The 24,297-nt window shown below is 66.1% G+C and carries 24 protein-coding genes and 3 tRNA genes; 15 read left to right on the top strand and 12 right to left on the bottom strand.

Annotated features, from left to right (window positions below):
* Positions 1 to 86: 86 nt before the first annotated feature.
* Positions 87 to 638, bottom strand: a complete 552-nt coding sequence (gene hpt, locus ACN0RC_RS06440) for a hypoxanthine phosphoribosyltransferase (protein ID WP_417509962.1) — start codon at positions 636 to 638, stop codon at positions 87 to 89.
* Between the two features lie 84 nt (positions 639 to 722).
* On the opposite strand from hpt, the gene ACN0RC_RS06435 reads away from it, so the two are divergent.
* Entirely contained in the window at positions 723 to 1,307 is a 585-nt protein-coding gene (locus ACN0RC_RS06435) for a DUF937 domain-containing protein (RefSeq protein ID WP_417509960.1), read from the top strand.
* 24 nt (positions 1,308 to 1,331) lie between these two features.
* On the opposite strand, the gene tilS is transcribed toward ACN0RC_RS06435, so the two are convergent.
* Entirely contained in the window at positions 1,332 to 2,321 is a 990-nt protein-coding gene (gene tilS / locus ACN0RC_RS06430; protein WP_417509958.1) for a tRNA lysidine(34) synthetase TilS, read from the bottom strand.
* 64 nt (positions 2,322 to 2,385) lie between these two features.
* Between tilS and ACN0RC_RS06425 the strand changes: the two genes are divergently transcribed.
* Both ACN0RC_RS06425 and ACN0RC_RS06420 read left to right on the top strand, forming a co-directional pair.
* Complete coding sequence (locus ACN0RC_RS06425; RefSeq protein ID WP_417509956.1) at positions 2,386 to 3,018, top strand: TMEM175 family protein; 633 nt, start codon at positions 2,386 to 2,388, stop codon at positions 3,016 to 3,018.
* A 43-nt stretch (positions 3,019 to 3,061) separates the two neighbouring features.
* Positions 3,062 to 3,550 (top strand): inorganic diphosphatase, encoded by a 489-nt coding sequence (locus ACN0RC_RS06420; protein ID WP_417509954.1) that lies wholly within the window; start codon positions 3,062 to 3,064, stop codon positions 3,548 to 3,550.
* A 71-nt stretch (positions 3,551 to 3,621) separates the two neighbouring features.
* Here ACN0RC_RS06420 and ACN0RC_RS06415 read toward each other — a convergent pair whose 3' ends face one another.
* Positions 3,622 to 5,076 (bottom strand): M23 family metallopeptidase, encoded by a 1,455-nt coding sequence (locus tag ACN0RC_RS06415; protein ID WP_417509952.1) that lies wholly within the window; start codon positions 5,074 to 5,076, stop codon positions 3,622 to 3,624.
* A 185-nt stretch (positions 5,077 to 5,261) separates the two neighbouring features.
* Here ACN0RC_RS06415 and ACN0RC_RS06410 point away from each other — a divergent pair.
* From ACN0RC_RS06410 to ACN0RC_RS06400, 3 genes are all read left to right on the top strand, one after another.
* Positions 5,262 to 5,334: transfer RNA gene (locus ACN0RC_RS06410), tRNA-Glu, on the top strand.
* Positions 5,335 to 5,361: 27 nt separating this feature from the next.
* Positions 5,362 to 5,435 (top strand) — tRNA-Asp (locus ACN0RC_RS06405).
* A gap of 72 nt (positions 5,436 to 5,507) precedes the next feature.
* Positions 5,508 to 5,580, top strand: a tRNA-Phe gene (locus ACN0RC_RS06400).
* Between the two features lie 41 nt (positions 5,581 to 5,621).
* Here ACN0RC_RS06400 and ACN0RC_RS06395 read toward each other — a convergent pair.
* Complete coding sequence (locus ACN0RC_RS06395; protein ID WP_417509950.1) at positions 5,622 to 6,251, bottom strand: hypothetical protein; 630 nt, start codon at positions 6,249 to 6,251, stop codon at positions 5,622 to 5,624.
* Between the two features lie 106 nt (positions 6,252 to 6,357).
* Entirely contained in the window at positions 6,358 to 7,518 is a 1,161-nt protein-coding gene (locus tag ACN0RC_RS06390; RefSeq protein WP_417509948.1) for a glutamate--cysteine ligase, read from the bottom strand.
* A gap of 129 nt (positions 7,519 to 7,647) precedes the next feature.
* Here ACN0RC_RS06390 and ACN0RC_RS06385 point away from each other — a divergent pair, with 129 nt between their 5' ends.
* From ACN0RC_RS06385 to ACN0RC_RS06375, 3 genes are read left to right on the top strand one after another with little or no spacing between them, the layout of a single operon-like run.
* Complete coding sequence (locus ACN0RC_RS06385) at positions 7,648 to 8,454, top strand: class II glutamine amidotransferase (protein ID WP_417509946.1); 807 nt, start codon at positions 7,648 to 7,650, stop codon at positions 8,452 to 8,454.
* Between the two features lie 54 nt (positions 8,455 to 8,508).
* The gene (locus ACN0RC_RS06380) at positions 8,509 to 8,928 is read left to right on the top strand and encodes a hypothetical protein (protein WP_417509944.1); all 420 of its coding nucleotides are present in this window, start codon (positions 8,509 to 8,511) and stop codon (positions 8,926 to 8,928) included.
* Positions 8,929 to 8,979: 51 nt separating this feature from the next.
* Positions 8,980 to 10,380 carry a threonine/serine ThrE exporter family protein gene (locus ACN0RC_RS06375; protein ID WP_417509942.1) on the top strand — a complete coding sequence of 467 codons (1,401 nt, stop codon included), beginning with the start codon at positions 8,980 to 8,982 and terminating at the stop codon, positions 10,378 to 10,380.
* Here the strand turns inward: ACN0RC_RS06375 and ACN0RC_RS06370 are convergent.
* From ACN0RC_RS06370 to ACN0RC_RS06360, 3 genes are all read right to left on the bottom strand, one after another.
* Positions 10,370 to 11,782, bottom strand: a complete 1,413-nt coding sequence (locus ACN0RC_RS06370; protein ID WP_417509940.1) for an amidase — start codon at positions 11,780 to 11,782, stop codon at positions 10,370 to 10,372. The two genes, ACN0RC_RS06375 and ACN0RC_RS06370, sit on opposite strands and share 11 nt — an antisense overlap.
* A gap of 42 nt (positions 11,783 to 11,824) precedes the next feature.
* The gene (locus ACN0RC_RS06365; protein ID WP_417510448.1) at positions 11,825 to 12,937 is read right to left on the bottom strand and encodes an acyl-CoA desaturase; all 1,113 of its coding nucleotides are present in this window, start codon (positions 12,935 to 12,937) and stop codon (positions 11,825 to 11,827) included.
* 124 nt (positions 12,938 to 13,061) lie between these two features.
* Positions 13,062 to 13,331: a hypothetical protein gene (locus ACN0RC_RS06360; protein ID WP_417509938.1), complete on the bottom strand. Its 270-nt coding sequence runs from the start codon at positions 13,329 to 13,331 to the stop codon at positions 13,062 to 13,064.
* A 204-nt stretch (positions 13,332 to 13,535) separates the two neighbouring features.
* Between ACN0RC_RS06360 and ACN0RC_RS06355 the strand changes: the two genes are divergently transcribed.
* A complete protein-coding gene (locus tag ACN0RC_RS06355) occupies positions 13,536 to 15,131 on the top strand; it encodes an amidohydrolase (RefSeq protein WP_417509936.1) in 1,596 nt (531 codons plus the stop codon).
* 28 nt (positions 15,132 to 15,159) lie between these two features.
* On the opposite strand, the gene ACN0RC_RS06350 is transcribed toward ACN0RC_RS06355, so the two are convergent.
* Positions 15,160 to 16,329: a glycosyltransferase gene (locus tag ACN0RC_RS06350; RefSeq protein ID WP_417510446.1), complete on the bottom strand. Its 1,170-nt coding sequence runs from the start codon at positions 16,327 to 16,329 to the stop codon at positions 15,160 to 15,162.
* Positions 16,330 to 16,439: 110 nt separating this feature from the next.
* On the opposite strand from ACN0RC_RS06350, the gene ACN0RC_RS06345 reads away from it, so the two are divergent.
* The 3 genes from ACN0RC_RS06345 to ACN0RC_RS06335 all read left to right on the top strand — a co-directional run bounded on the left by ACN0RC_RS06345 (position 16,440) and on the right by ACN0RC_RS06335 (position 19,986).
* Positions 16,440 to 16,703 (top strand): glutaredoxin family protein, encoded by a 264-nt coding sequence (locus tag ACN0RC_RS06345; RefSeq protein WP_417509934.1) that lies wholly within the window; start codon positions 16,440 to 16,442, stop codon positions 16,701 to 16,703.
* Between the two features lie 26 nt (positions 16,704 to 16,729).
* Positions 16,730 to 18,133: an MFS transporter gene (locus ACN0RC_RS06340; RefSeq protein ID WP_417509932.1), complete on the top strand. Its 1,404-nt coding sequence runs from the start codon at positions 16,730 to 16,732 to the stop codon at positions 18,131 to 18,133.
* 83 nt (positions 18,134 to 18,216) lie between these two features.
* On the top strand, positions 18,217 to 19,986 hold the full coding sequence (locus tag ACN0RC_RS06335) for an aldehyde dehydrogenase family protein (protein WP_417509930.1): 1,770 nt from the start codon (positions 18,217 to 18,219) through the stop codon (positions 19,984 to 19,986).
* Positions 19,987 to 20,007: 21 nt separating this feature from the next.
* Here ACN0RC_RS06335 and pip read toward each other — a convergent pair whose 3' ends face one another.
* Together pip and ACN0RC_RS06325 are read right to left on the bottom strand one after the other, a co-directional pair.
* Positions 20,008 to 20,973, bottom strand: coding sequence for a prolyl aminopeptidase (gene pip / locus ACN0RC_RS06330; protein WP_417509928.1), 966 nt, complete (start codon positions 20,971 to 20,973; stop codon positions 20,008 to 20,010).
* A 119-nt stretch (positions 20,974 to 21,092) separates the two neighbouring features.
* A complete protein-coding gene (locus ACN0RC_RS06325; RefSeq protein WP_417509926.1) occupies positions 21,093 to 21,962 on the bottom strand; it encodes a neutral zinc metallopeptidase in 870 nt (289 codons plus the stop codon).
* A 47-nt stretch (positions 21,963 to 22,009) separates the two neighbouring features.
* On the opposite strand from ACN0RC_RS06325, the gene ACN0RC_RS06320 reads away from it, so the two are divergent.
* Both ACN0RC_RS06320 and ACN0RC_RS06315 read left to right on the top strand, forming a co-directional pair.
* On the top strand, positions 22,010 to 22,999 hold the full coding sequence (locus tag ACN0RC_RS06320; RefSeq protein ID WP_417509924.1) for a malate dehydrogenase: 990 nt from the start codon (positions 22,010 to 22,012) through the stop codon (positions 22,997 to 22,999).
* 61 nt (positions 23,000 to 23,060) lie between these two features.
* Complete coding sequence (locus ACN0RC_RS06315) at positions 23,061 to 23,498, top strand: dehydrogenase (protein WP_417509923.1); 438 nt, start codon at positions 23,061 to 23,063, stop codon at positions 23,496 to 23,498.
* Positions 23,499 to 23,500: 2 nt separating this feature from the next.
* Here the strand turns inward: ACN0RC_RS06315 and ACN0RC_RS06310 are convergent, their stop codons facing one another.
* Positions 23,501 to 24,271 carry a hypothetical protein gene (locus ACN0RC_RS06310; RefSeq protein ID WP_417510444.1) on the bottom strand — a complete coding sequence of 257 codons (771 nt, stop codon included), beginning with the start codon at positions 24,269 to 24,271 and terminating at the stop codon, positions 23,501 to 23,503.
* Between the last annotated feature and the right edge of the window lie 26 nt (positions 24,272 to 24,297).

Here is a 24,297-nt window from a genome sequence, read left to right as displayed (position 1 = left end):
CCTTCGACAGGCTCAGGGATCGTTCGACAGGCTCAGGGATCGTTCGACAGGCTCAGGGATCGTTCGGCAGGCTAAGGGACCGGCGTTCAGCTGTAAACGTGCGGCGCGAGCACTGCGACATCGCGCAGGTTGCGGTAGCGCTCGTCGTAGTCGAGGCCGTAACCGACGACGAACTCGACCGGGATGTCGAAGCCGACGTACTTGCAGTCGATCTCGACTTTCGCAGCCTCTGGCTTGCGCAGCAGCGCCAGCACCTCGATCGACTCCGGTCCGCGGGACTCGAAGTTCTCGAGCAGCCAGCTGAGGGTAAGGCCCGAGTCGATGATGTCTTCGACGATGAGCACATGCTTGCCGTGCAGGTCGGTGTCGAGGTCCTTGCGGATCTGGACGACACCGCTGGACTTCGTGCTGGAACCGTAGCTCGAGACAGCCATCCAGTCCATCGGAGCATGGAAGGGCAGTGCGCGGGCGAAGTCCGCCATCACCATGACAGCACCCTTGAGCACGCCCACGAGGAGGATGTCTTTGCCCTCGTAGTCCTTCGCGACTCGGTCGGCGAGCTCTTGGAGCTTCGCCTGGATCTGTTCCTCGGTGACAAGGATCTCTGCAAGGTCATCCTGAATCTCAGCCGCGCGCATGAATTGATTTTAGGTGACGGATGCTGTGGGTTCGGTAATACTGTGGGGACTGAGCGGGCGGATGCCCCGACGGAAGGATCTCCCATGGCTCTTGACGACATTCTCAAGCAGGTTCCGATCGACGACATCGCCGCGAAGCTCGGGGTCTCACCTGCCGAGGCCTCGAAGGCCGTCGAACAGGGCGGCGCCGTGCTGCTGAGCGGCCTCGCGAAGAACGCGCAGACCGCTGAGGGTTCGACTGCGATTCAGAACGCTCTCAAGCGCCACGAGGGAAAACCCGGCGCGAACAAGGTCGACGACATCGATCAGACCGACGGCGGCAAGATCGTGCAGCACGTGCTCGGAAGCGACGCCGGCGAGGTTGCCGCGAAGCTCAATGCCTCCGAGAAGACGCCTGGCATCGACTTCGGCAAGCTCCTGCCGATCCTCGCACCCATCGTGATGGGGCTCATCGCCAACGCGACCAAGGGCAAGGCTGACTCGGGTGCCGCGTCCGGTGAATCCAGTGGCGGGCTCGGCGACATCATCGGCGGCCTGCTCGGCGGCGGCGACTCGTCCGGCGGTGGCGGCATCGGCGACATTCTGGGCGGAATTCTCGGCGGCGGCTCGTCTTCGGGTGGCGGCGGCATCGGCGACCTGCTCGGCGGCCTCTTCGGCGGCAAGAAGTAGTCGCGGCGCGGCGCGGCTTCGCCGCTACCGTGCGCTGAAGACGATCCGCGCACCATCCCGGTATGCGGCGCACCCCGGAAGATCGATCGGGCCCTGACCCGACCAGTCGGTGACGAGGCGGGCCACTTCAATCGTCTGCGTGCGCGAAAGGCTCGCACCGAACTCGCTGTGGGCGACCAGACGGATGATGCGGTTGCGCAGGGCTGCGGGATTCGCCGCGAGTGCCGCGACGCTGACCGAGATGCCGGCTTCAGCGTGCTCGACGATGTCTTCGATGGTCTCGTGGACCATCTCGTCGAACGCCTCAGCATCCTCGCGAAGCTGCTCGGCCGTGCGCGCGAGCGCCTCAGCGATCCCAGGGCCGAGCTCTGATTCGAGCACCGGCAGTACGTTCTCGCGCACCCGCACCCGCGCGAAACGGTGCTCACTGTTGTGCGGATCGTGCCACGGCTCCAGATCGGATGCTGCGCAGAACGCCTCTGTCGTCGCGCGGCGCACCCCCAGCATCGGGCGCAGCCAGACGGTGCCGTCCTCGTCCTCGCGTCGCGGCGCCATCCCCTGCAGGCTGGCCGCTCCGGATCCGCGGGCGAGCCCGAGCAGGACGGTCTCTGCCTGGTCATCGAGAGTGTGTCCGAGCAGGACAGCATCCGCTCGTTCGCTCGCGGCAATGCCGCGCAGCGCCGCGTAGCGCGCGTCGCGCGCGGCAGCCTCGAGTCCCCCCTCAGCGGACGAAACGTCGACTCGCGCAACAAAGGAGCGGATGCCGAGGCCCTCAGCCTTCACCGCGACCGACGCCGCGACCTCATCTGAGCCATCCTGCAGGCCGTGATCGATCGTGGCACTGAGCACGTGCATCCCGCGAGAGCGCGCTTCGAAAACGGTCGCCTCGGCAAGCGCGAGCGAATCTGCGCCGCCGGACAGCGCGACGATCACGGTCGCACCATCGGTCAGATCGGCGAGCACGACCCGCACGGCAAGGCGGATCTCAGCGACGGCAGGCGGGAGCGAAGGCATCCTTCCACGGTACGACACCGAAGCGCATCTATCGCGAGAAGCATCCCGGTCATATTCTGGGCGAGTGACAGAGCCCCAGCAGATGACGCAGTCGTTCTCCACCGAGCGATTCAAGGCGTTCGTCGACGCAGTGGTCGCAATCGCGATGACGCTGCTGATCCTGCCGCTGATGGATTCCGTCTCGGACGCAGCATCCGACAAACTCAGCACCGCCGATTTCCTGGGCGAGCACAGCGGTCAGCTGACCAGCTTCGTGCTCAGTTTCGTGCTCATCGCGAACTCATGGATCGGGCATCACCGCCAGTACAACGACGTCGAGGTGATCACCCGTCCGCTGCTGTGGATCAACGTGGCCTGGATGGCGACGATCGTCTGGCTGCCGGTGCCGACCGCCATGATCGGCCAGATGGACTCGGACCCGCTGCAGGCTGTGCTGTACATCGGCACGCTGATCCTCACGCAGTTCACCACTTTCGCGGCGCGCATCTATCTTCTGCGGCATCCGACGTACACGCGGGCTGATCCGCAGCGGATACGCATGGGCGCGATGGCGGACATCGCCTCGGCGATCCTGTTCGGCATTGCACTGATCGTCGTCATCGTGTTCGGGTCAGTCGGGTACTTCGCCCTCTTCCTCCTGGCGCTCACCGGCACTCTCGCAAGAGCGCTGAACAAGCTCTTCCGCACGCGCGGGTAGGCTAGTCCGCGGCATCCACCCGTTTTTCCTGAGGAGTACACGCATGGGCGCACACGACGCCGTCATCGAGATCCCGCGCGGCAGCCGCGTGAAGTACGAAGTCGACCACGAGACCGGACGAGTCCACCTCGACCGTGTGCTCTACACGACCTTCGGATATCCGGCTGATTATGGGTACTTCGACAACACTCTCGGCGAAGACGGCGACCCGCTTGATGTGCTGGTGCTGCTCGATCACGCCATCTTCCCCGGCGTCGTCGTCGAGGTGCGTCCGGTCGCCGTGCTCAAGATGAGCGACGAAGCCGGCGGCGATGACAAGCTCGTCGCTGTGCTCGCCAAGGATCCGCGCTGGGCGCACATCCAGGACATCGACGACATCGCTGAGTACACGAAGAAGGAGATCGCGCACTTCTTCGAGCACTACAAGGACCTCGAGCCCAACAAGTGGGTCAAGGTCGACGAGTGGGGCAACGCCGCCGAAGCGCAGCGCATCCTCGACGAGGCCATCGTTCGCGCAGGCGAAACGCACTGACCTCAGAATTCCACGAAGAAGCCCTCGGCAGCGCAGTTGCGGCCGAGGGCTTCTTCATAGGTTCTGCGGGCTCAGACCGAGACCCCGCGTGCCGCCATGAAGTCGATCGGGTTCGTGTATCCGCCCCAGATGTACACCTCGAAGTGCAGGTGACATCCGAAGGAGTTGCCGGTGTTGCCGGCGTACGCGATGACCTGTCCGGAGTTGACCCACTGTCCGCTGCTGACGGCGAACGAGTTGATGTGAGCGTAGCCGGTGCCGACGCCGTCGCCGTGCTGGATGCGCACGTAGTTGCCGTAGCCGCCATTCCAACCGGCGTAGTCGACCGTGCCGGAGTTCGCGGCATAGATGGCAGCGCCACAGCCGTTGGCGAGGTCTACGCCGTAGTGGTAGCCACTCGAGCAGTAGCTGCTTCCGCACTGCACCATGCGTGGGCCGTATCCGGAGCTGCGCCATCCGCCGTGCGGGCGGACCCAGCCGCCGGAGCCGACGTTTCCGCCACCTCCACCGCCGCCGCCACCGCCACCACCGCCTCCGCCGCCGCCGCTGTTGTTGTTGTTGTTGGCTTCTTCTTCGGCACGACGACGCGCTTCTTCTTCGGCGCGACGACGCGCTTCTTCTTCACGTCGCTTGCGCTCGGCCTCGCGAACGCGAACGCCCTCTTGGTAGTCGGCGACGGTCTTCGCCGTGTCGTCCTTGAGGGCGGCGAGCTGCGCTTCGAGCGTCCCGAGGTACTCGGTCTGCTCGGCGAGCGCCGCCTCGGCTGCCGCCGCGGCGTTCTGCGCGGCGATCATCTTCTCTTCGGCGATCTTCTGCAGGCGGTCGCGCTCGGTGCGGGCGACGACAGCCTGATCGCTCAGCGCCTGTGCGGAGTTTCGAGCTGCGACGGCCTTGTCGTAGACGGACTGGTTGAAGCCCAGCATCTTATCCATCGTGCCGAGGCGCGATAGAAGGTCGTCGGCGCTGGCGGCGGAACCGGCGAAGAAGAGTTCAAGTGCAGTGTCGTCGCCGCCGTTGCGATAGAGCTGGGCAGCGACTTGGCCGGCCTTGCGGGCAGATTCGACTGCGATCGTCGATTGTTCATCGGCCTGAGCCTGGAGCGACTCCGCTTCGGCGATCGCAGCGAAGTACGCCTGCTGCGCTTCGTAGAATTCGTTGCCGGCTGCTTCTGCCGCGGCCTTGGTCTCGGCGACGCGCTGGGTGAGCGACTGGATCAGTCCCTCGATGCGTGAGACCTCAGCGGCTTTCGCGGCCTCGTTGTTCTTCGCTCGCTCGACATCGTCCCAGCTCGGGTACGAGGCAGCGTAGGCGGCGTTGACGCCGGCACCGATCCCGAATGCACTGAGGGTCGCGACGCTGAGAGCTCCGAGACCCAGCGCATTGCGGCGGGTCAGCGATCCCTTCTGCCAGAACGTCTTGCGTTCTTCAGCACTGGGCGCGCAGTTGCACGAGTCGCCGGCCTCTAGCGCAGCATCCATTGCGGACTGCTCGACGTTCACACGGCCCCTTTCACAGGAATCACTCATGCAACACTAACAACATCTTTCACATCCGCAACAGGTGATTTCGTGGGCATCCAGGCACGTTGCGAACGCTCCATCGTCGCGCAGAAACGCCCGGGCGTTCCGCAGACTCGCCCTCGATTGGTGTTTTCGGCAAAACATCCTTTATGCTTGAGCGTCGGCAAGGAAGTCCTCCGGGACAGACTTTCGGCCCCATCGTTTAGCGGCCTAGGACGCCGCCCTTTCACGGCGGTAGCACGGGTTCGAATCCCGTTGGGGTCACTCCATCCGATACAATTTAAAAAGTATGGCCCTGTAGCGCAGTTGGTTAGCGTGCCGCCCTGTCACGGCGGAGGTCGCGGGTTCAAGTCCCGTCAGGGTCGCTCTAAGCGACGGGCCCTTTTTTCGAAAAGGGCCTTTCGTCTAGGATGCGGCAGATTTATGATGTGCCGCATGGCTCTGTAGCTCAGTTGGTAGAGCGCACGACTGAAAATCGTGAGGTCACGGGATCGACGCCCGTCGGAGCCACTGTCCCTCACGAGGCTTCTACTCGTGGGGGACTTTTAGTTTTATCCCTGGTCAGGTTGAGTTTTCTCCCTGGTCGTTGAGTCAGCGAAGCTGAGCAAATCGGCACGATCCGCTCGATGCAACCCATGCGGCCGGGGTCGTTGTGCCGGTTTTGTGCCGGTAGGAGTTCCAAAGTTGACGCTTGCCATATCTGATTCGAGCCCATGAACGGGTCTTAGCGGCCTTGGGCTTGACCGATCGGGCGCGCAATCGCCGCGCTCGGATTCGAGACGGTCGATCCGTCGCGTGGAAATCCAGTTCATCGATTCACGCGAGGCGCGGATGTCGTCGACCTTGTGGTCGCCCGAGATGTCCACGAGCCCACCCGTTGGATGCAACGCCCGCTCCTGCGCTCCCCCGGCGCAGGGCAAGCGCTCCTGCGTCGCGATACGTACACGCTCATAGGTGATGAACGGTCGGTGGAGCTTGAAGTGCCAGACCCCCTCGGAGCGATTGTTGCCAAGGCCGCCGCCTACGCAGTCGATTCTCGAAATCCGCAACGCCATCTCGAAGATCTTGCTGTGCTCGGCGCCGCGACGGGCACTCCCCGAGCGCTTGGTCTCGCCAGGCTCACGCCCAAAGATCGACGCCACCTGAATCGCGTGATCCCTTTCCTCACCAACCCTCGTCACATTTCATGGGCACCTCTCGATCCATACGACCGAGAACTGGGACAGCGAATCTGGGCACGCATTGCTGATGCGGTGGCGCGACCGAGCACGGAGGTCGCGGAGTAGCTCACCCTTCGAGCCCCGCTGTGGCCGTGGCGAGGTCTGCGACGACGTCGCTGAGTTGCCCGGTCTTCTCGAGCATGGTCCGCTGGCGCATGGCGCCGTTCCCGCGCTCGAGGATCTGCGCGATCTGCCGTTCGACGAGTTCTTCGTCGCCGTTCTCGCGCAGAGCAGGTCGGATATGGTCGACGAGGTCGGCGACGATCTCACGCGCCGGGCGCGCCGCGAGCGTTTGCGGGTCGATCAGATTGCCTTCAATTCCGAATCGTCCCGCCTGCCAGCTCATCACCCGAAGCATGGCGACAGAAAGTGCCAGGGGCTCCTCCCCCGCCCGCCATTCCGCGGCGGCGGTGTCCACAAGGCCACGGCACAGCGCGGCGATCAGCACTGTGTCGGCGGCATCCGCGCAGACATCGGCGACACGGATCTCCACAGTCGGGTAGTGGTGCGACAGGCGTGCGTCGAAGTAGATCATCCCTTTGTCGAAGATCACCCCGGAAGCGATCATCGCCGAGACGAGCGAGTGGTAGCTCTCGGCCGTGTCGAATCGCTCGGTGGGCCCGGCCGTGGGCCAGCGCATGATCGCCTGCGAGCGAAAACTGGCGTACTTCGTATCTTCGCCCTGCCAGAACGGCGAGTTCGCGCTCAACGCCAGCAGCACGGGCAACCAGCCTCGAATGCGATCGATCACGCCAACGCCCTCATCATCGGACTCCACCGACACATGCACGTGGCACGCGCCAGTGAGCTGCTCGGTCGTCGTCAGCCCGAAGTGCTCGACCATCTGCAGGTATCGCGGCTTTCCGACGATCGCCGCTTCGACCGGCAGCGGCGAAGTCCCAGAGGCGATCACCCGCGCACCCGCACGTCGCGCCGCGGTGATCGCCTGGTCGCGCCATGCGCGCACACCCTCACCGAGAGCGGCCATATCCGTGTGCGGAACCGTGTCGGTCTCGATCTGCTGCTGCTGGAGCTCGTGCTCGATCGACCCTCCCGGCACCTCATCGGGGGCGAATTCGCCGGATGCCGCAATAGACGCATCTCCGGCATCCTCAGCGGGTTCCGCGGCTTCAGCCGCGTACTGCAGGGTGCGCGCGGCGACGGACAGCGGCCGCCCGCTTTCGGCATCGACGAGCAGCAGTTCTTCTTCCACACCGACGGTACGCATGGCCTCAGTGTGCCAGCCGACCATGAAGCGCAGAGGGGGGTTGCGTGCAGGACGGACGACAGCATAAGGAGGTTGTCAGCACGCGCAGAAAGGAGAAGGCTCGACCATGACCGGAAGGGAGAACCCACTTTGTGCCGCTTGCTTGGCTACGTCACTGACCACCCGACCTCCGTCGTCGACGTTCTCGGACGCGACGACTTCGATACCTTCACCGCACTCACCGAAGTGCACAGCGACGGCTGGGGAATGGCATGGCACCGCTCACTCGGCGACGAGACAGAAGCGATCTCGTCGGTGCGAACCGCCTCGATCGACCCCCAGTACGACGCGCTCGCGAATCAGCCCCTCGGATGCTGCGGACTCGTGCACCTGCGCTGGGCGACCGGTGGTCTACCCGTCTCGCCGGCGAACACCCATCCCTTCACCGATGACGGATACGCCTTCGCGCACAACGGTCATATCGCACCGATCGACCACCTCGAAGCACAGCTCAGCGCGCACTCTCGAGCGAAACTCGTCGGCGATACGGACAGCGAGCGCTACTTCCGCCTGATCATGCAATGCATCGGCGAGGCCGACGGAGACGAGGTGGCAGGCGTCACTCGTGCGCTCGAGATCCTCGTGCGGGAGTTTCCGAACTCGAGCCTCAATGCTCTTCTTCTGACCCCTGCGAAACTCTTCGCCATCCACATCAACAGTCGAGTGGATTCGCCCGTCGAAGCCCTGCGCGAGCTCTTCGAATCGGTAGAGGCGATGCCGGCCAGCCACGCCACCGAGTACTACGCCATGGACTACCGCGTCACCGACAAGGCCGTGCATGTCATCTCCAGCGGCGTCGACGCGGAGGGGTGGACTCGTGTTCCCGAAGACGCCGCAGTCGTCATCAATCTTGCGACGCGCGAGGTGACACGACTGCATCCGGTCCCTCTCGCATAGCGCGCGAGACCCGGCGGCTTGTGCGCGCCCTCCACATGTGATCACCTAGCGACCATGACCAACACGTTCGACGACTGGACTCGCCTCTGCAATCTGCTCGACGAGGATCCCGAGGTCACGCCTGCCGCCCTCGAGGCGGTCGAAGCAGGTGAATCGCCCTGGGATGCTCTGATCGAGGCCCTCGACGATTCAGGCGCGCTCGCGTATCTCGACAAGAGCGACACCGGCGCCGAACTCGCCGATGCGCTGCCCGCTCTCCCCCGCATCGTCCGCACCGGCATCGACCTCGAAGAAGTGGCCGACATCGGCGACCTCAGTGCTGCGATCATCAGCGCGAACGAGCTTCTCGCCGCGCATGGGCTCACTCTCATATACCTCGCAGACCCCGAGGACGAAGACGCCCATCCCCTCGTCGCCGTGCCGACCGCGGATCTCGATGAGATCAACGCGCTGATCGAGAAACTGTACGGCTGACATCCGCTCCCGGATACCCTCCTGCCCGCCGCGACTCGAGACAATGGAGACATGGCCACTGAACGACGCTTCCGCATTCTGAACTCGGTGGGCCGAGTCATCCGCACCGACCCCGACAAGGTCGCTCTGACCGAGGCGTATACGGTCTTGACCGACACCATCGTCGTGAAGATCCTCGATCTCGCGATGCGGATCGGCGAATCGATGTTCGCGGTCGGGGCATCAGCGCACGATGTGACATTCGCGATCATCCGCGTCGCCCGCGTTTATGGGCTCACCGGGGTGCACGTCGATGTCACTTTCAGCGCGGTCAGCGTCTCGTACCACCGCGGCGAGGACGACTGGCCGACCACGCTGATCCGGGTCGTACGCGCCGCCTCCCCCGACCACGCCAAGCTGCAGCGCCTGCAGGCGCTCGTCGTCGACATCACTGACGGAATGGACCTCGATGAGGCGCGCCTCGCTTTCCGCATAATCCGGCGGACGCCATTCCTCTACCGCCCCATCGTCGTCCTCTTCGCCCGCGCCCTGCTCGCCGTCGGCGTCGCGATCCTCTACGGCGCCTCGCCGATCATCATCGGACTGAGCTTCCTCGCCGCCCTCGCCGCAGCATTCACTCAGGCGGGTCTCGCCCGGCTTCAGGTTCCGCTGTTCTTCAGCCAGATCGCCGGCGGATTCGTCATCACCGCAGTCACAGCCGTGGTCGCGGCCCTCGGCCATGCCGAGGTCGCCCCCTTCGTCGATGTGCAGCCGTCGATCATCGTCGCGTCGGGAATCGTGCTCATGCTCTCGGGGCTCACCGTCGTCGGCGCCGCACAGGACGCCATCGACGGATTCGCCCTCACGGCCGGCGGGCGCATCCTGGATCTGACGATGCAGACCCTCGGGGTGGTCCTCGGCATCCTGATCGGCCTCGAGGCTGCCCGAATCTTCGGCGTCAGCATCCCGCTGCCGACCGATGCGATCCCCTTCGGGTCGTTGGTCGCGCAGGTCGGCGGCGCGATCATCATCGCGGTCGCGGTCGCGCTGTTCAATGGCGCGGGAATGCGCATCATCCTCGTCAGCGCTTTCCTCAGCACGATCGCGATCCTCGGCTACAGCGCGACGATCGCGCTCGGCGTGCAGCCGCCCGGGGCCAGTGCGATCGGCGCGCTGCTGGCGAGCTTCATCGGCATCCTCACCGCCCGCGGAGTGCACGTGCCATCGGTCGCGGTGACGACAGCGGCGATCGTGCCGCTCGTGCCCGGAACCGCCGTCTTCCGCGGCCTTCTCGGCATCGTCGACTCCGATGGAACCGCCGAAGGGATGCTGGACGGCGTCGGTCCGCTCGTGCTCGCCGCATCGATCGGGATCGGACTCGCCGCTGGCGCATCCCTCGGTCTGTATCTCGGAACGCCGCTGCGAGCCACGCTCGCCAGTGTCTCGAAGTCGCGCGCTCGCCTCAGGCGCTGAGCTCCCACACCGGCGGGTGCGGCAGCACGCCCACGCGACGCTCCAGCGTCGCGGCCAGTGCGATGATCGCGGCCTCGCCGCCAGGGCGCCCGATCAACTGCACGCTCACCGGGTGCCCAGAGACATCTCGCGTCACGGGCACGACGATCGCCGGGAGCCCTGCCACATTGACGAAGCTCGAGTACGGCGCGTAGCGCACCTGCTGTGAGAAATTGTGCGCGGCATCGGATGCGTCGAACCACCCGACCGGCTGCGGCGGCAACGCCAGCGCGGGGGTGAGCACCGCGTCGAAGGGTGCGAAAGCCGTGATCGTCTCGCGCTCGAAGACCGTCGCCGTCGCGAGCGCGTCCAGCACCTGCGGTCCGGTGAGCTTGCGCCCCTCGCGCACCAGCCAGGCGGTGATCGGCTCGACGAGTTCTAGCTGCGCATCCGAGAGCGTCATACGCGCGGCGCTCGTGCGCCAGATCGTCGTGAACATCTCGGCGTACCCGTGCGGGCGCCAATCGAACGCGTCGACGTTTCCTCCCGCATCCGAGAGCAGGGCGGCGGCGATCGCCACCGCGCGCGCCGCATCAGGGTCGAGCCGAATGTCATCAGCGTCATCCCATGGCGAGACTGTCGTCACGCCGATGCGAGCGGATGCTCCAAGCCCTCTGGCCGCGGCGAGGAAAGAGCCAGAACCGGGCGCGGCCGTCGCATACGGGTGGGGACGGCCGGCGACCTGCACATCGAGCAGCAGCGCGGCATCGGCAACGGTGCGGGCGATGGGACCGGCGACTGGAAGGCCCCCAGGGCTGTCCAGGCCGGATGCGAACGGTACTCGTCCGCGCGATGGCTTGATGCCGACCACACCGACGGTCGCCGCGGGAATGCGGATCGACCCTCCGCCATCAGATGCGGGAGCCAGCGGGAGCAGGCCCGCAGCGACGGCGGTCGCCGCTCCTCCGCTCGAGCCCCCTGCGCCGTTGGCCGGGTTCCACGGGTCACGCGCGGGCGGCGCGATCTGCGTCTCGGTATAACCGGTGAGCCCGAACTCCGGCGTATTGGTCTTGCCGAGGCTAATACCGCCGGCCTCGTCGAGCACCGCGGCCTGGTCGCCCGTGGCATCCGGAACGAAGTCGCGATGCAGGCGCGAGCCGAACCGGGTCGGAACACCGGCGCGCGGAACGAGGTCCTTGTCGCCGAACGGCAAGCCCCAGAGGGCTCCGCTCGGTTCGCCGGCCGTAAGCGCTGCTGCGCGTTCGAGCGCAGCATCCGCTGTCACCTCGACGAAGGCGCCGAGTCCGTCATCGAACCGTGCGATGCGATCGAGATAGTGCTGAGTCAGATCGGCAGGGCTCACTTCGCGAGCGCGGAGCGCCGCCAGCTGATCGATCGCGGTCAGTTCGTGCAGCTCGGCCATGCTTCGAGCCTACGGCTCGATGCACTGCTCCGGCTGCGCGGGCTACGCCCGCTGGAACTGCGTCACTGCCGGGCAGTCGAACGGGTCACTGGCTGCGAGTCCCACGCGGTTCAGGTACTGCACGACGATCGCGTACGAGCGCAACAGGGTGGTCTCGGTGTACGGCACGTCGTTGGAAATGCAGTAGTCGCGCACGATGCTGCGAGCCTTGGCCAGGTGCAGGCGCGACATGCTGGGGAACAGGTGGTGCTCGACCTGGTAGTTGAGCCCGCCCAGCAGCCACGTGACCCACCAGCCGCCAGAGACGTTGCGCGAAGTGCGAACCTGTTTGGTGAAGAAGTCCAGGCGAGCACCGGGGTCGATGATCGGCATGCCCTTGTGGTTCGGAGCGAACGCGATGCCCATGTAGACGCCGAAGACCGCGAACTGCACACCGGCGAACGCAAACGCCATGCCCAGGGGGAGCAGCAGGAAGACCGGCACCAGCACGAGCGCAAGGCGCCCCACGATGAGCGCCAGTTCGAGCCAGCGACCCTTGACGCCCTTCTTCGTGACGAGGTACTTGAGTCCCTGGAGATGCAGGTTCAGCCCGAGCAACGTGAGCAGTGGGAAGAACAGCCACCCCTGCTTGCGGGTGATCAGGCGGATGAGACCGCGCGACTTCGCGGCATCCTCTTCAACGAATGAGATGGTATCGACCGCGATGTCCGGGTCCTTGCCGACCTGGTTCGGGTTCCCGTGATGCTTGGTGTGCTTGTTATCCCACCAGGAATAACTCATCCCGATGGAACCGATCAGAATCCGGGCAAGCCGGAAGTTCGCCGGTCCCGAAGACAGGACCTGACGGTGCGCGGCCTCATGGCCGAGGAACCCGATCTGCGTGAAGATGATGCCGAGGGCTGCGGCGATGAGGAGCTGGAACCAGCTGTCCCCGAGGAGGATGAACCCAGTGATCGCACCGCCGAGCGCGAGCGCGATGCCCGCGGCGACGAAACTGTAGAAGCGCGGAGTCCTCTGCAGAAGACCCATCTCCTTCACTACCTGTGAAACGCTCCGGTACGCCTTGGCCATCGGGGGGAAATCCGCGTTCCCGGAGTACGTCTGGCGCACACGTCCGAGAGTGCTGGTCGGTTCGGTGACGGTGGAAGTGGAAATAGGGTCCTCCTGCCGATCGGAGCCCTTGAGCTGCGGAAGCCAAGGGCAGTTGCCGATCGCTGGTGCCAGGCTAACGCTGTCCGTATGCGTCACTGCGTATACGTTGCATCCTCCTGGCGGTCTCTCAGGAGCGCGCCTTACTCAGATGGCGCCGCAGAGTCTGTCGGATCGAACGCCCGCGAAGCTTGGCCGCGCCTTCCAGCGCGCGTCGTGCGTCTTCCAGCGTCTCGAAGGATCCGAGGTCAGCGCCCCGACTGTCGTGCACAACGTGCGCGGAGCCGTCGTTCTCGACGAAACCGGCGAATTCGCCGTCGCGCGTTGCGACGTACACGTCCTCGTCGGCCTGCTTCCAGAACAGGGGTTGAGGTGGATGGGTGGTGGTGGTGTTACTCATGGTGATACTCATTGCTGTGGACGGGCGCGCGCAGGCGCACCCGAAATTCTTGTGATCAAGAGCGGATGCCGCGCGCGTCGGTGCGAGCGGTCCTTTACGGCCCTGATCAGTGGCAGCACGAGCGCCGGAATTGCGGCAAGAACTCGGTGTTGCAGAACCAGTCTAACCGATCACGACCGGGGAAGCCCGGATAACCTGTGAATCATGTCTGGCGACACCACTCTTCTGATCACCGGCGTACGCGTTCGAGGCACCGCTTCGGCCGGTGCGTCAGCGCTTCTCGTCGAGGGAGGGACCATTCGCGCGGTCGGCGATGGCGACCTCGTCGAGGCGTCAGGAGGCACACGTCGCATCGATCTGGACGGGCGTGTCATCACGCCGGGCTTCATCGACGCTCATGTGCACCCGCTGGCCGCCGAACTCGCGCTCGGTGGAGTCTCCGTCACTCCCGACTCCACAGTCGAGGAGTGCTGGCAGCAAGTGAGGACAGCGGCAGCATCCGCGTCCGCCGGGTCGTGGGTCGTCGTGGCGGGGTACTCCGCCATCCGCTTCTCCGCCGAGCGGATCACCCGGCGCGAATTGGATGCGGTGGAAGCGGAGCATCCGGTCGTCCTCATCAACAGCGACCGACACGGCGCGCTCGCGAACACTGCGGCACTGCACGCCTCGGGCCTCCTCGATGCGGAGTCCGGCTTTCTCGAGCGCTCCGACGACGGCGCACCGACCGGAATCGTCAACGAGAGCACTCTGAATGCGCTGTTCGCAGCCGTCGCGCCACCAGACGCCGCCACCCAGCAGCGTGTGATGCGTGCGGCCCAGCGCCGGCTGCACGCGCTGGGGATCGTCGGCTGGCAGGACGCATTCATCGGCGAGATCCAGGGATCACCGGATGCCTCGGCCGCTTACCGCTCTCTCGCCGAAGGCGGTCTCCTCACCGCGCGCGTCTCGGGTGCGCTGGGCTGGGATCGCAATCGTGGGCTCGATCAGATCGACGAGCTCGTCGCGCGCCGTGCGGAACTGCCGCTCGGGCGGTTCTCTGCGCCCGCCGTCAAGATCTTCGTCGACGGCGTGCATGAGTCCGGCACCGCCGCCATGCGAGCGGACTACTTCGATGCGTCGGGTGCGCCCCTCGGACACAACGGAGTGCTCGCGATCGAACCCGAGCTCCTCAAGACAGCGGTCTGCCGACTCGACGCCCTCGACTTCGATGTGCACCTGCACGCCCTCGGCGATCGCGCGGTGCATGAGGGACTGGACACCCTCGCTGCCGCACGGCGGTCGAACGGCCACCGCGGCACCCGGCACCAGATCGCGCACGTGACGTTCTTGGAGAACGGCGACGCCGAGCGCTTCCGCGCCCTGGATGTGACGTTGAATCTCCAACCGGTGTGGACTGCCGACGACTTCCTCGACTTCGACCAGTACCTCCGTTACGTGGGCCCCGAGCCGATGGGGCGGATGTCGCGCCTTGCCGATTGGACCCGCGCTGGCGTGCGCTTCGCAATGGGAAGCGACTGGCCGGTCTCGACGCCCGACCCGCTGCTCGGCATCCATGCCGCCGTGCACCGCTCACTCACCCGCGACAGTACGGCCCGTTTCGCCGAGCAGGCACTCACTCGGGATGCCGCGTGGCAGGCCTACACGGCCGGGTCCGCGTGGTCATCGCGACTGGACGGATCGGGGCGGCTCGAGGCGGGAAGCCTCGCCGACTTCGTGGTCTGGGACGGCGATCCCTTCGATGACGAAGTCGAGTCGTCAGTGGCTCAGACCTGGATCAGCGGCGAAGTCGTCCACGGCTGAGCGCACAGAGGTCGACGTGCTCGCGGAGTCACAGCTCGCCTGGCCGCATCGCCTCGGCGTCGATCGCCGCGATGATGCGGGTCGCCGCGGTGTCGGTCTTCACCGCGGCATCCGCCCCTCGCACGCGCTCGCGACGCGGCGCGTAGACGAACAGCGCGTGGAACAGGAAGCGCGCGAAGAAAGCGACCACGAGTGAGATGGCGGTCGCGAGCACACTCGAGATGTGCCAGGTCTCGACCATGAGCACCATGATCGGGATGCGCAGCGCCGCCTCGATGTTGTTGAACGTGAAGGATGCTCCGAACCGCGCCCAGACACCCCGAGCGTCGCCCCGCATGTCTCCGAAAACGAACCGCTCCTGCAGCAGGAAGTTGCCGACGATCGTGACCTCGGCGCCGATGATCGCCGCCCACACATAAGGCATGCCCGCGGTCGTCAGCAGCCACATGATGCCGAGGTTCGCGACCGCCCCGATTGCTCCGATGAGTGCGAACAGTGACATTTTGCCGAAGCGCAGCCTGGTCAGATGGGCGATGAACGTCGCGCCCTGGCGAAAGGATGCCTTCGAGGTGCCGCTGTGCCGCGCGGAGAACTCCATCGGCACCTCGGCAACGCGCACATCGCTGCGAGCGAGGATCTCCAGCAGAATCTTGAATCCATGCGGACGCAGGGCCTGCAGATCGACCCGAGTCCGCTCGACGAGGAAGAAGCCCGTCATCGGATCGGTGCTGTGCGCCAGCCTCCGCGGGAACATCGCCTTGGTGAGCCATGTCGACGCCCGAGAGACGCTGAGCCGCAGCGCGGTGCCGAGACCAGCCGAGTCGCCGCCGCCGACATACCGGGAGGCCGCGACGACGTCCGCGTCGCCCTTCTCGAACCGGGCGAGCAGCGTTGAGATGAGCTCGGGCGGATGCTGCAGATCGCCGTCCATCACGATGCAGACGTCTCCGGATGCTTCGCGAAGACCGACGACGACCGCACCACCGAGGCCACCCGTGTTCGCCGCCCGGTGAATGACACGCACGGGAATCGACGCATCCTGAGCGATCCGCTCGATCTCTGCCGCAGTGTCATCGGTGCTGTCGTCGACGAAGAGAATCTCGCCATTGCGACCGGCCAGCGCAGCCGTCGTCCGCTCGACGAGCTCGGCGACGTTGTCGCGCTCGTTGAATGTGGGGACGATGACGGTGACGTCGATGCTCACGCCTTGCCCCTTCGTACTCGCTGATATGACGGCATCCATCGTCCCACGCGCGCGCTGCACGCAGGAACGGAGCCCGTTCAGGTGTGGACGAATATCCTGGAAATATGACTTCGATCAGCCCAGACACCATCACCATGTTCGGCGCCGAGTGGTGCGGCGACTGCCGTCGCACCAAGAAGCAGCTCGATGAGCTCGGTGTCGAGTACACCTACATCGACCTCGAGGCCGACCCGGCTGCCGCAGACGTCGCCAAGGACATCTCCGGACGCATGAACATCCCCGTCGTCGTGTACCCCGATGCTTCGCACCACGTCGAGCCGTCCAACGACGACGTCGCCGCCAAGCTCCGCGAGCTCTCGCTGATCTGATGCGCTCGCGCCGATACACTGGCGCGATGAGCACCGAGGCGCGACCCGAACGAGCATCCTCTCGCCTGTCCGCACGCACGATCGTCACGTACGCGATCGGCTCGCTCGGCACAGGCGGTTACGCGACCCTGCCAGGGCTCGTCCTGACCTACTTCCTCACCGACAACCTCGGTGTCGCCGCCCTCGCCGCCGGCCTCATCGTCGCTGCGGCGAAGATCTGGGACGTCATCATCGATCCGCTGATCGGTGCGGCATCGGACCGTCAGCTGGCCCGCACCGGCTCGCGCCGCGGGTTCATGCTGACCGGCGCGCTGATGCTGCCGGTGTTCTTCGCACTGACGTTCGCGGTGCCGCCGTCGTGGGGGCCTGCGGCGAGCGCAACCTGCGTGCTGCTCGCGTTCCTGGGCACTGCGACGGCGTTCAGCCTGTTCCAGGTGCCGTACGTCGCCCTCCCTGCCGAGCTCACGAAGTCGTACGACGAGCGCACGCGACTGCTGGGCTGGCGTGTGGTCGTCCTCACCGCGGCGATTCTGCTGTTCGGTGCGGGCGGGCCGATGCTCCGTCGCGCCACCGGCGACCCGGTGACCGGATACCTGCTGATGGGCATCGTCGCCGGTGTCGTCCTCGGCATCGGGATGCTCATCGCGACCCGTTCCGCACACGATGCCACCGCAGCCTCACCAGCATCAGCATCCGCATCTGGATCTGTGCCCGCGCGTGTGAAGCTCCGGGAGGAGTACCTCTCCGGATTCCGTGCGCTGCGGCGCAGCATCCCTTTCCGCGCCCTGCTCAGCACCTTCCTGCTGCAGGCTCTCGCGACCGGCACGATGCTCGCCGGAGCGCAGTATGTCGCCCGATGGGTGCTCGGCGACGAGGCGGCGGTCGAGATCCTGTTCGTCGCACTCGTGGGGCCGGCACTGATCGCGACCCCGGGGTGGACCGTGGTGTCGAACCGCATCGGCAAGGAACGGGCATTCCTCGCCGCCAGCATCCTGTTCCTGCTCGCCGCCACGTCCATCGTCGTCGCGATCTGGACGCCGGGTGCATGGATCTACGCCTCGGTCGCTGTGGCGGGCGTTGCGTACGCGGGACTCCAGTCGCTGCCGATGGCGATGCTCCCCGACGTCATCTCGCACGATGAGCGCACGAGTGGCCCAGGGCAGGCGGGCACCTTCACCGGAATCTGGACCGCTGGCGAGACGATCGGCTTCGCGCTCGGCGCGACGGCCGTCTCACTCACGTTGGCCGCCACCGGATACATCTCCAGCGTCGCCGGGGCCCAGACCACGCAACCGGATGCCGCGGTGATGGGCATCGTGGTCAGCTTCAGCATCCTGCCTGCCGCGCTCATGGCACTCAGCCTCATTCCGCTCTCGCGCTACCGCCTGCGTCGGAGCGACATCGACGCTCCCGGCGCGGCTCTTCCCTGACTCGCGCGACTGGTGACCGAGAGCACGTGCCCGCATAAGCTGGATACACCCGAACTTGTGCTTCACGCACGAAGGAGATGCCGATGACGTCAGCAACCACTTCGACCGATGCCCCGTCCGTTCCCGCCGCTGGCGGAATCGACGAGGACGAGCGCGCACGATTGGATGCCGCGATCGACGACCTCGAGACAGGGGCTCGCACGTGGTCAGCGCTGAGCGTCGGCCAGCGTGCGACGCTGCTACGAGCTGTGCGCACCGCGGTCGCGGCATCGGCGGAAGAGTGGGCGCATACCGCGGCCGCTTCCAAGGGACTCAGCGGCAGCCACCCGCTACGCGGTGAGGAATGGCTCGCCGGGCCCTACAGTGTGCTCGGCGCGCTCGACGCGTACGCCGAGACGCTCTCGCGGTTGGCGGATGGACGCAACCCGCTCGAAGGCATCCGCATCGATCGCGCCCCCGGCGGGAGGGCGCGCGTACATGCCTTCCCGCTCACCGGACTCGACAGGGTTCTGCTCTCCGGCTTCAGCGGCGAGGTCTGGCTCGAGCCGGGCACGACTCCTCGCACAGCCCGCGCAGCTGCTGGCCTCGCCCAGCGCACCCCGCAGGAGTCCGGCGGTGTGGGTCTCGTGCTCGGAGCGGGCAACGTCACCTCGATCCCCGTGCTGGATGTTCTCTACGAGCTCCTCGCCCACAACCGCACCGCGCTGCTCAAGGTCAACCCCACTCAGGACGCACTCGTGCCGGTGTTCGAGCATGCCTTCGCGGCGCTGATCGAGCCCGGGTTCCTGCGAATCGTCCGCGGTGGCGGCGACGTCGGCGCGTACCTCACCGGGCATAAGCGGCTGGATCACGTGCATATCACGGGGTCGGCGGCGACGTTCGACGCGATCACCTGGGGCCCGCGCGATGCGGCAGCGACCAAGCGCCGGCGACGCGAGGACCGTCCGCTTCTGAAGAAGCCGATCACCGCTGAGCTCGGCGGTGTCTCGCCGATCATCGTTGTGCCGGGCGAGTGGACCCCAGCTGATCTGCGCTTCCACGCCGAGCACATCGCGACGATGCGCCTGCAGAACTGCGGGCACAACTGCATCGCGGGGCAGGTCGTGATCATGTCGTCCGAGTGGGCGCAGGCGGATGCGTTCCGCGCCGCGCTGCGTCGCGCGTACGCCAAGGCTCCAGAGCGCCCGATCTGGTACCCGGGCTCGACGAGCCGGATGCAGCAGGCGAACGACGACTATCCGGATGCGCTCGTGCTCGGCGACCGACTCCTCGTGGAGATCGGCGCAGATGATGATGCCACAGCACTCGAGAACACCGAGTACTTCGCGCCCGTGCTCGGAGTCGTCTCGCTGTCGGGACAGGGGCAGGAATTCCTCGATGCCGCGGTCGCGCACGCCAACGACAAGCTGCAGGGAACGCTCGGTGCGAACCTGCTGATCGATCCGGCGACGCAGCGCTCGCTCGGCACCGGGTTCGAGCGATCGATCACCGAGCTCCGCTACGGCTCGATCGCCATCAACGCCTGGACAGCTTTCGGCTTCATCACCCCGACGCTCACCTGGGGCGCGTTCCCGGGCAACACGCTGCAGGACGTCGGCAGCGGTCTCGGCGTCGTCCACAACGCGCTGCTGCTCGACCGCGTCGAGCGCTCGGTGCTGCGCGGCCCGTTCCGCCCGTTCCCCCGGTCGCTTCCGGTCGCGAACGGCGGGGGCCGTTTTACGATCTTGCCGAAGCCGCCGTGGTTCGTCACCGCGCGCACCGGCGCCGTAGTGAGCGAGGGGCTCACGCGCTTCCGTGCGAACGGTGGCGTGGTCGGACTCGCGAAGACGCTGCTGCAGGCGCTGCGCGCCTGAGCTGTCAGGAGGGGCGGGGGATCAGTCGTCCGCGAAGAGGTCGGCGGCGTCCCGGAGCGCCTGCTTGATGCCGGGCTCGGATGCCGAGTGGCCCGCGTCATCGATCACCACGAACTCCGCCTCCGGCCATGCCCGGTGCAGGTCCCACGCGGTCATCATCGGAGTGCACACGTCGTAGCGCCCTTGAACGATCACCGCGGGGATGTGCCGGATCGCGTCCACGCCGGCGATGAGCTGACCCTCGGTCCACCAGCCGCGGTTGAGGAAGAAGTGGTTCTCGATCCGCGCGAACGCCACTGCCGTGGCATCCTCCGTCATTCTCTCGACGGTGTCGGGATCCGGCTTCAGCGAGATCGTCGACCCCTCCCACTTCGACCAGGCCCGCGCGGCCGGAATGTGCACCTGGGGGTCGGGATCGAACAGGCGTCGGTGATACGCCTCGATCATCCGGTTGCGCTCGAGCACAGGGATCTGCGCGATGAAGCCCTCCCACAGATCGGGGAACAGCGCCGCAGCCCCGCCCTCGTAGAACCATTCGATCTCCAGACGGCGCAGGGTGAAGATGCCGCGGAGAATGAGCTCGGTGACCGCCTCTGGGTATGCCTGCGCGTAGGCGAGGGCCAGTGCGCTCCCCCACGAGCCGCCGAACACCTGCCACTTCTCGATGCCGAGGTTCTTGCGCAGCAGTTCGATATCGGCGACCAGATGAGCCGAGGTGTTGAACCGCAGGTCGGCGTCCGGGGCGCTCGCGTGCGGTGTGCTCCGCCCGCAGCCGCGCTGGTCGAACAGCACGATCCGGTACTTCTCGGGATCGAAGAACCGCCGATGCCACGGAGCTGTTCCCCCGCCAGGTCCGCCGTGCAGGAAGACGACGGGCTTGCCCTTCGGGTTGCCGCTGACTTCCCAGGCGATGCGGTGTCCGTCTCCGACGAGCAGCATGCCGCTCTCATGTGGTTCGATCGGCGGATACAGGGCATCCGTGTTCATGGTCTTCCCCCGGTGAATCGATATAAGTCGCCATCGGCGACCTTCTCACCGTATCGCGCGACCCGTGTTCTCCCGCGGAACCACGGCGTACCCGCCGCGATCACCTCGCCCTGATCGAGTCAGAGCTGGTCGCCCGCGACCGCGAAGGTGTCGCAGCTGCCCAGACCATTCTGATAGCCGTTCGCGAACCAGAACTGACGCTGCTCGCTGGATCCATGCGTCCAGGATTCCGGGTTGCTGAATCCGGACTGCTCCTGGATGTGATCGTCACCCACGGTGAATGCCGCGTTCAGCGCGTCGGTGATCTGCGCGTCCGTGGGCGGTTCGAGGTAGTGGACGCCGTTCTCATCCGTCTCGTCTGCGGCCGACGCGAGCCATGCGCCCGCGTAGCAGTCCGCCTGCAGCTCGGTGCGCACGCTGTTGCTGTCAGGGCCCGTTCCGTTATTGGGATATGCGTCCATCGTGCCGGTGATGTTCTGGATGTGGTGGCCCCACTCGTGCCCGACGATGTAGAGCTGCGCGAGCTCACCGGCGGATGCATCGAACTGCTGACGCATGATCTGGAAGAACGCGGGATCGATGTAGACGCCCTGCTCCGGCGGGCAGTAGAACGGACCCACCGAGTTGGATGCGGTGCCGCACTGCGTAGACGTCTGCCCCTGAAACACGTACAGCTGTGGCGGCGTATACCCCTCGACGTGCTGACCCCAGTACTCGTCGAGCAGCACCTGTGCGCCGGCCATTCGGCAATCGTCCTGGGTGTTGGCGTCTTCACCGGTCTCGCAGGCCAGCACGGAGCTGCCGGAGTCAGAATTGCCACCCTGCTGCTGCCCCATGCCGACCAGGCCCGACAGATCGATGCCGAGCAGAGGACCTGCGATCAGCGCGACGATGGCGAGCAGGCCGACGCCGCCGCCGGCGATTGCGGCTGTTCGCCCTGGTCGTCGTGTGCGGTGACCCGAGATGTCGGCATCCGGATTGAACGTCATGAGATGAGATTACCCCGCTGCACGCCGCGCGCACGTAGGCTCATCCCATGGCGACGACGATCACGATCACAGGTGCTGGCGGACAGATCGGATACGCACTTCTGTTCCGCATCGCGGCCGGCGACATGCTCGGTCAGGGCGAGAAGGTGCGGTTGCGGCTTCTCGAGATTCCGCAGGGGATCCGAGCCGCAGAAGGCGCAGCGCTCGAGCTGCACGACGGCGCATTCGACCTTCTGGAGAGCGTCGAGGTCACCGATGACGCCAAGACCGGGTTCGACGGATGCAACATCGCCCTGCTCGTGGGCGCCCGCCCGCGTGGACCCGGCATGGAGCGGGGCGACCTGCTTGCAGCCAACGCGGGCATCTTCGGACCCCAGGGCACCGCGATCGCGGACCGTGCCGCCGCAGATGTGCGCGTCACCGTCGTCGGCAACCCCGCCAATACGAACGCGCTGATCGCCGCGGCATCCGCTGACGGTGTGCCGGCTGACCGCTTCACCGCGCTCACGCGTCTCGACGAGAACCGCGCCAGAGCGCAGCTCGCTGCCGCGCTGGACGCCCCGGTCTCGAGCATCCGTCGCGTATCGATCTGGGGGAACCATTCCGCGACGCAGTTCCCCGACATCACCCACGCGACCATTGATGGGCGGCCGCTCCGCGATGCTCTCGCGGAGCGCGTGGATGATGTGCAGGGCTGGCTCGAAGACACCTTCATCCCTCGGGTGGCGAAGCGCGGAGCCGAGATCATCGAGGTGCGCGGATCGTCATCGGTGGCGTCCGCCGCGAATGCGGCGATCGAGCACACCCGCGACTGGGTCCGAGGAACGGACGACTGGACCAGCGCCGGCGTCGTCTCACGCGGCGAGTACGGGGTGCCGGCAGGTCTCGTGTCGTCCTTCCCGGTCAGATCGGTCGATGGCGCGTGGCAGATCGTCGACAGACTCGAGCTGAATGAGTGGGCGCGAGCGCGCATCGACGCATCGGTTGCAGAACTCGCCTCCGAGCGCGACGCGGTGCGCGCGCTCGGTGCGCTCTGATCCGCTGCGCAGGTTCACCACGACAGGGCAGAATGGATGCCGGAGGTCTCAGATGAGTGACATGAATGACACAGCAGATGCTGCTCTTACGAGCCCACTGCATCTGCCGCATGCTGCGGCCGAGTGCCCGAAGTGCCTTGCCGACGACGATCATGACTGGTGGTCGGCGCGTCCAGAGGGCGCACGATTGGTCGGACTGGTCGTCTCTCGCGAGGGGATGCCGTCAGTCACGCAGCAGCGAGAGGACCTCACCCGGTTCGGCGTGCCGATCGAAGGGTTCCGGCATCCGGCTCCCGACATCCTCGAGAGCTGGGAAGATCGCGTCACTCGACTTCTCGATACTCTCCAGCGCGGCGACGTGGTCGTCGTCGCCAACGTGCACGCACTCGGCCGTGACCGCGATGAGGAGACGCGCACGGCGAGTGCCCTGCGCAGCCGCGGGATCATGGTGAAGGTGCTCGGACACCACGCCCGCCATCTCACCGACGTCGCGCGCTGACCTCAGTCGTCGGAGTCGCCGTGGTTGCGCAGCGCGTCCTCGTCGAGGAGCGGCAGATCCGCGCGGGTCACGACCTGCGAGGTGACCGCATATTCCACCAGTCGCGCTCGGCGATTCGTGGCGAGCTTGCCCGGACCGCCGCGCAGACCCTGCACACCCATGCGGTCGAGCTTGTCGCAGACGTTGTCGAGCTTGCGGTTGAACTTGCTCATCGTCCATCCGAGGCGTTCGGCCGCGGCGCTGGATGACGGAAGCTCATTCATGCTCACGCCCTCGCGGCGCAGCATCGGCTCGGCGAGTGCGACGATCAGCTGCTTCTGCAAGGTGGTGAAGCTGACCGGCATGACCGTCGTCTCACCGCTCATCACCGCATCGACAGCGCGCGAAACCTCGTAGGGGGCCTCGTCCGTCAACAGATTCACCTCGTACGTGACCGGGCCGGCGGTGAAGACGATGACGTTGCGCTCGAAGACGAGCGGCATCCGCGCACCTGGCGACAGCCAGGATTGCACCGCGCCTCCGGCACTGGAGATCGTGGCCGCCAGACGCACCCCGACGTTGGCCAGCCACCAGAGTCCGTCGCGGTGCCGCAGCTCGAGGAAGTGTCGGTGCAGGTAAGGATTGTCATCGACTTCGAGGTCGCCCTCGCGACCGATGATGAACGGCTCCCCCGGATTCAGGTCATACCATTCACCGGCGAACTCCAGGCGAAGCGGCGCTACAGCGCTCGCCCCGTCCCGTTCCGCGTTCTGGACGAGCTCAGCAGGATTCACCTCAGTCACGTATCGACCCCCTGGCG

The sequence above is a fragment of the Microbacterium sp. genome (genome assembly GCF_048259935.1).
Lineage (GTDB): Bacteria > Actinomycetota > Actinomycetes > Actinomycetales > Microbacteriaceae > Microbacterium.
This window is presented reverse-complemented; position numbering and strand designations above follow the sequence as displayed.

Excerpts from the sequence above, each read along its gene's own strand:
- hpt (WP_417509962.1), bottom strand. The coding sequence starts at position 638 with ATGCGCGCGGCTGAGATTCAGGATGACCTTGCAGAGATCCTTGTCACC.
- ACN0RC_RS06435 (WP_417509960.1), top strand. The coding sequence starts at position 723 with ATGGCTCTTGACGACATTCTCAAGCAGGTTCCGATCGACGACATCGCC.
- tilS (WP_417509958.1), bottom strand. The coding sequence starts at position 2,321 with ATGCCTTCGCTCCCGCCTGCCGTCGCTGAGATCCGCCTTGCCGTGCGG.
- ACN0RC_RS06420 (WP_417509954.1), top strand. The coding sequence starts at position 3,062 with ATGGGCGCACACGACGCCGTCATCGAGATCCCGCGCGGCAGCCGCGTG.
- ACN0RC_RS06415 (WP_417509952.1), bottom strand. The coding sequence starts at position 5,076 with ATGAGTGATTCCTGTGAAAGGGGCCGTGTGAACGTCGAGCAGTCCGCA.
- ACN0RC_RS06390 (WP_417509948.1), bottom strand. The coding sequence starts at position 7,518 with ATGCGTACCGTCGGTGTGGAAGAAGAACTGCTGCTCGTCGATGCCGAA.
- ACN0RC_RS06380 (WP_417509944.1), top strand. The coding sequence starts at position 8,509 with ATGACCAACACGTTCGACGACTGGACTCGCCTCTGCAATCTGCTCGAC.
- ACN0RC_RS06375 (WP_417509942.1), top strand. The coding sequence starts at position 8,980 with ATGGCCACTGAACGACGCTTCCGCATTCTGAACTCGGTGGGCCGAGTC.
- ACN0RC_RS06370 (WP_417509940.1), bottom strand. The coding sequence starts at position 11,782 with ATGGCCGAGCTGCACGAACTGACCGCGATCGATCAGCTGGCGGCGCTC.
- ACN0RC_RS06360 (WP_417509938.1), bottom strand. The coding sequence starts at position 13,331 with ATGAGTAACACCACCACCACCCATCCACCTCAACCCCTGTTCTGGAAG.
- ACN0RC_RS06355 (WP_417509936.1), top strand. The coding sequence starts at position 13,536 with ATGTCTGGCGACACCACTCTTCTGATCACCGGCGTACGCGTTCGAGGC.
- ACN0RC_RS06345 (WP_417509934.1), top strand. The coding sequence starts at position 16,440 with ATGACTTCGATCAGCCCAGACACCATCACCATGTTCGGCGCCGAGTGG.
- ACN0RC_RS06340 (WP_417509932.1), top strand. The coding sequence starts at position 16,730 with ATGAGCACCGAGGCGCGACCCGAACGAGCATCCTCTCGCCTGTCCGCA.
- ACN0RC_RS06335 (WP_417509930.1), top strand. The coding sequence starts at position 18,217 with ATGACGTCAGCAACCACTTCGACCGATGCCCCGTCCGTTCCCGCCGCT.
- pip (WP_417509928.1), bottom strand. The coding sequence starts at position 20,973 with ATGAACACGGATGCCCTGTATCCGCCGATCGAACCACATGAGAGCGGC.
- ACN0RC_RS06325 (WP_417509926.1), bottom strand. The coding sequence starts at position 21,962 with ATGACGTTCAATCCGGATGCCGACATCTCGGGTCACCGCACACGACGA.
- ACN0RC_RS06320 (WP_417509924.1), top strand. The coding sequence starts at position 22,010 with ATGGCGACGACGATCACGATCACAGGTGCTGGCGGACAGATCGGATAC.
- ACN0RC_RS06315 (WP_417509923.1), top strand. The coding sequence starts at position 23,061 with ATGAATGACACAGCAGATGCTGCTCTTACGAGCCCACTGCATCTGCCG.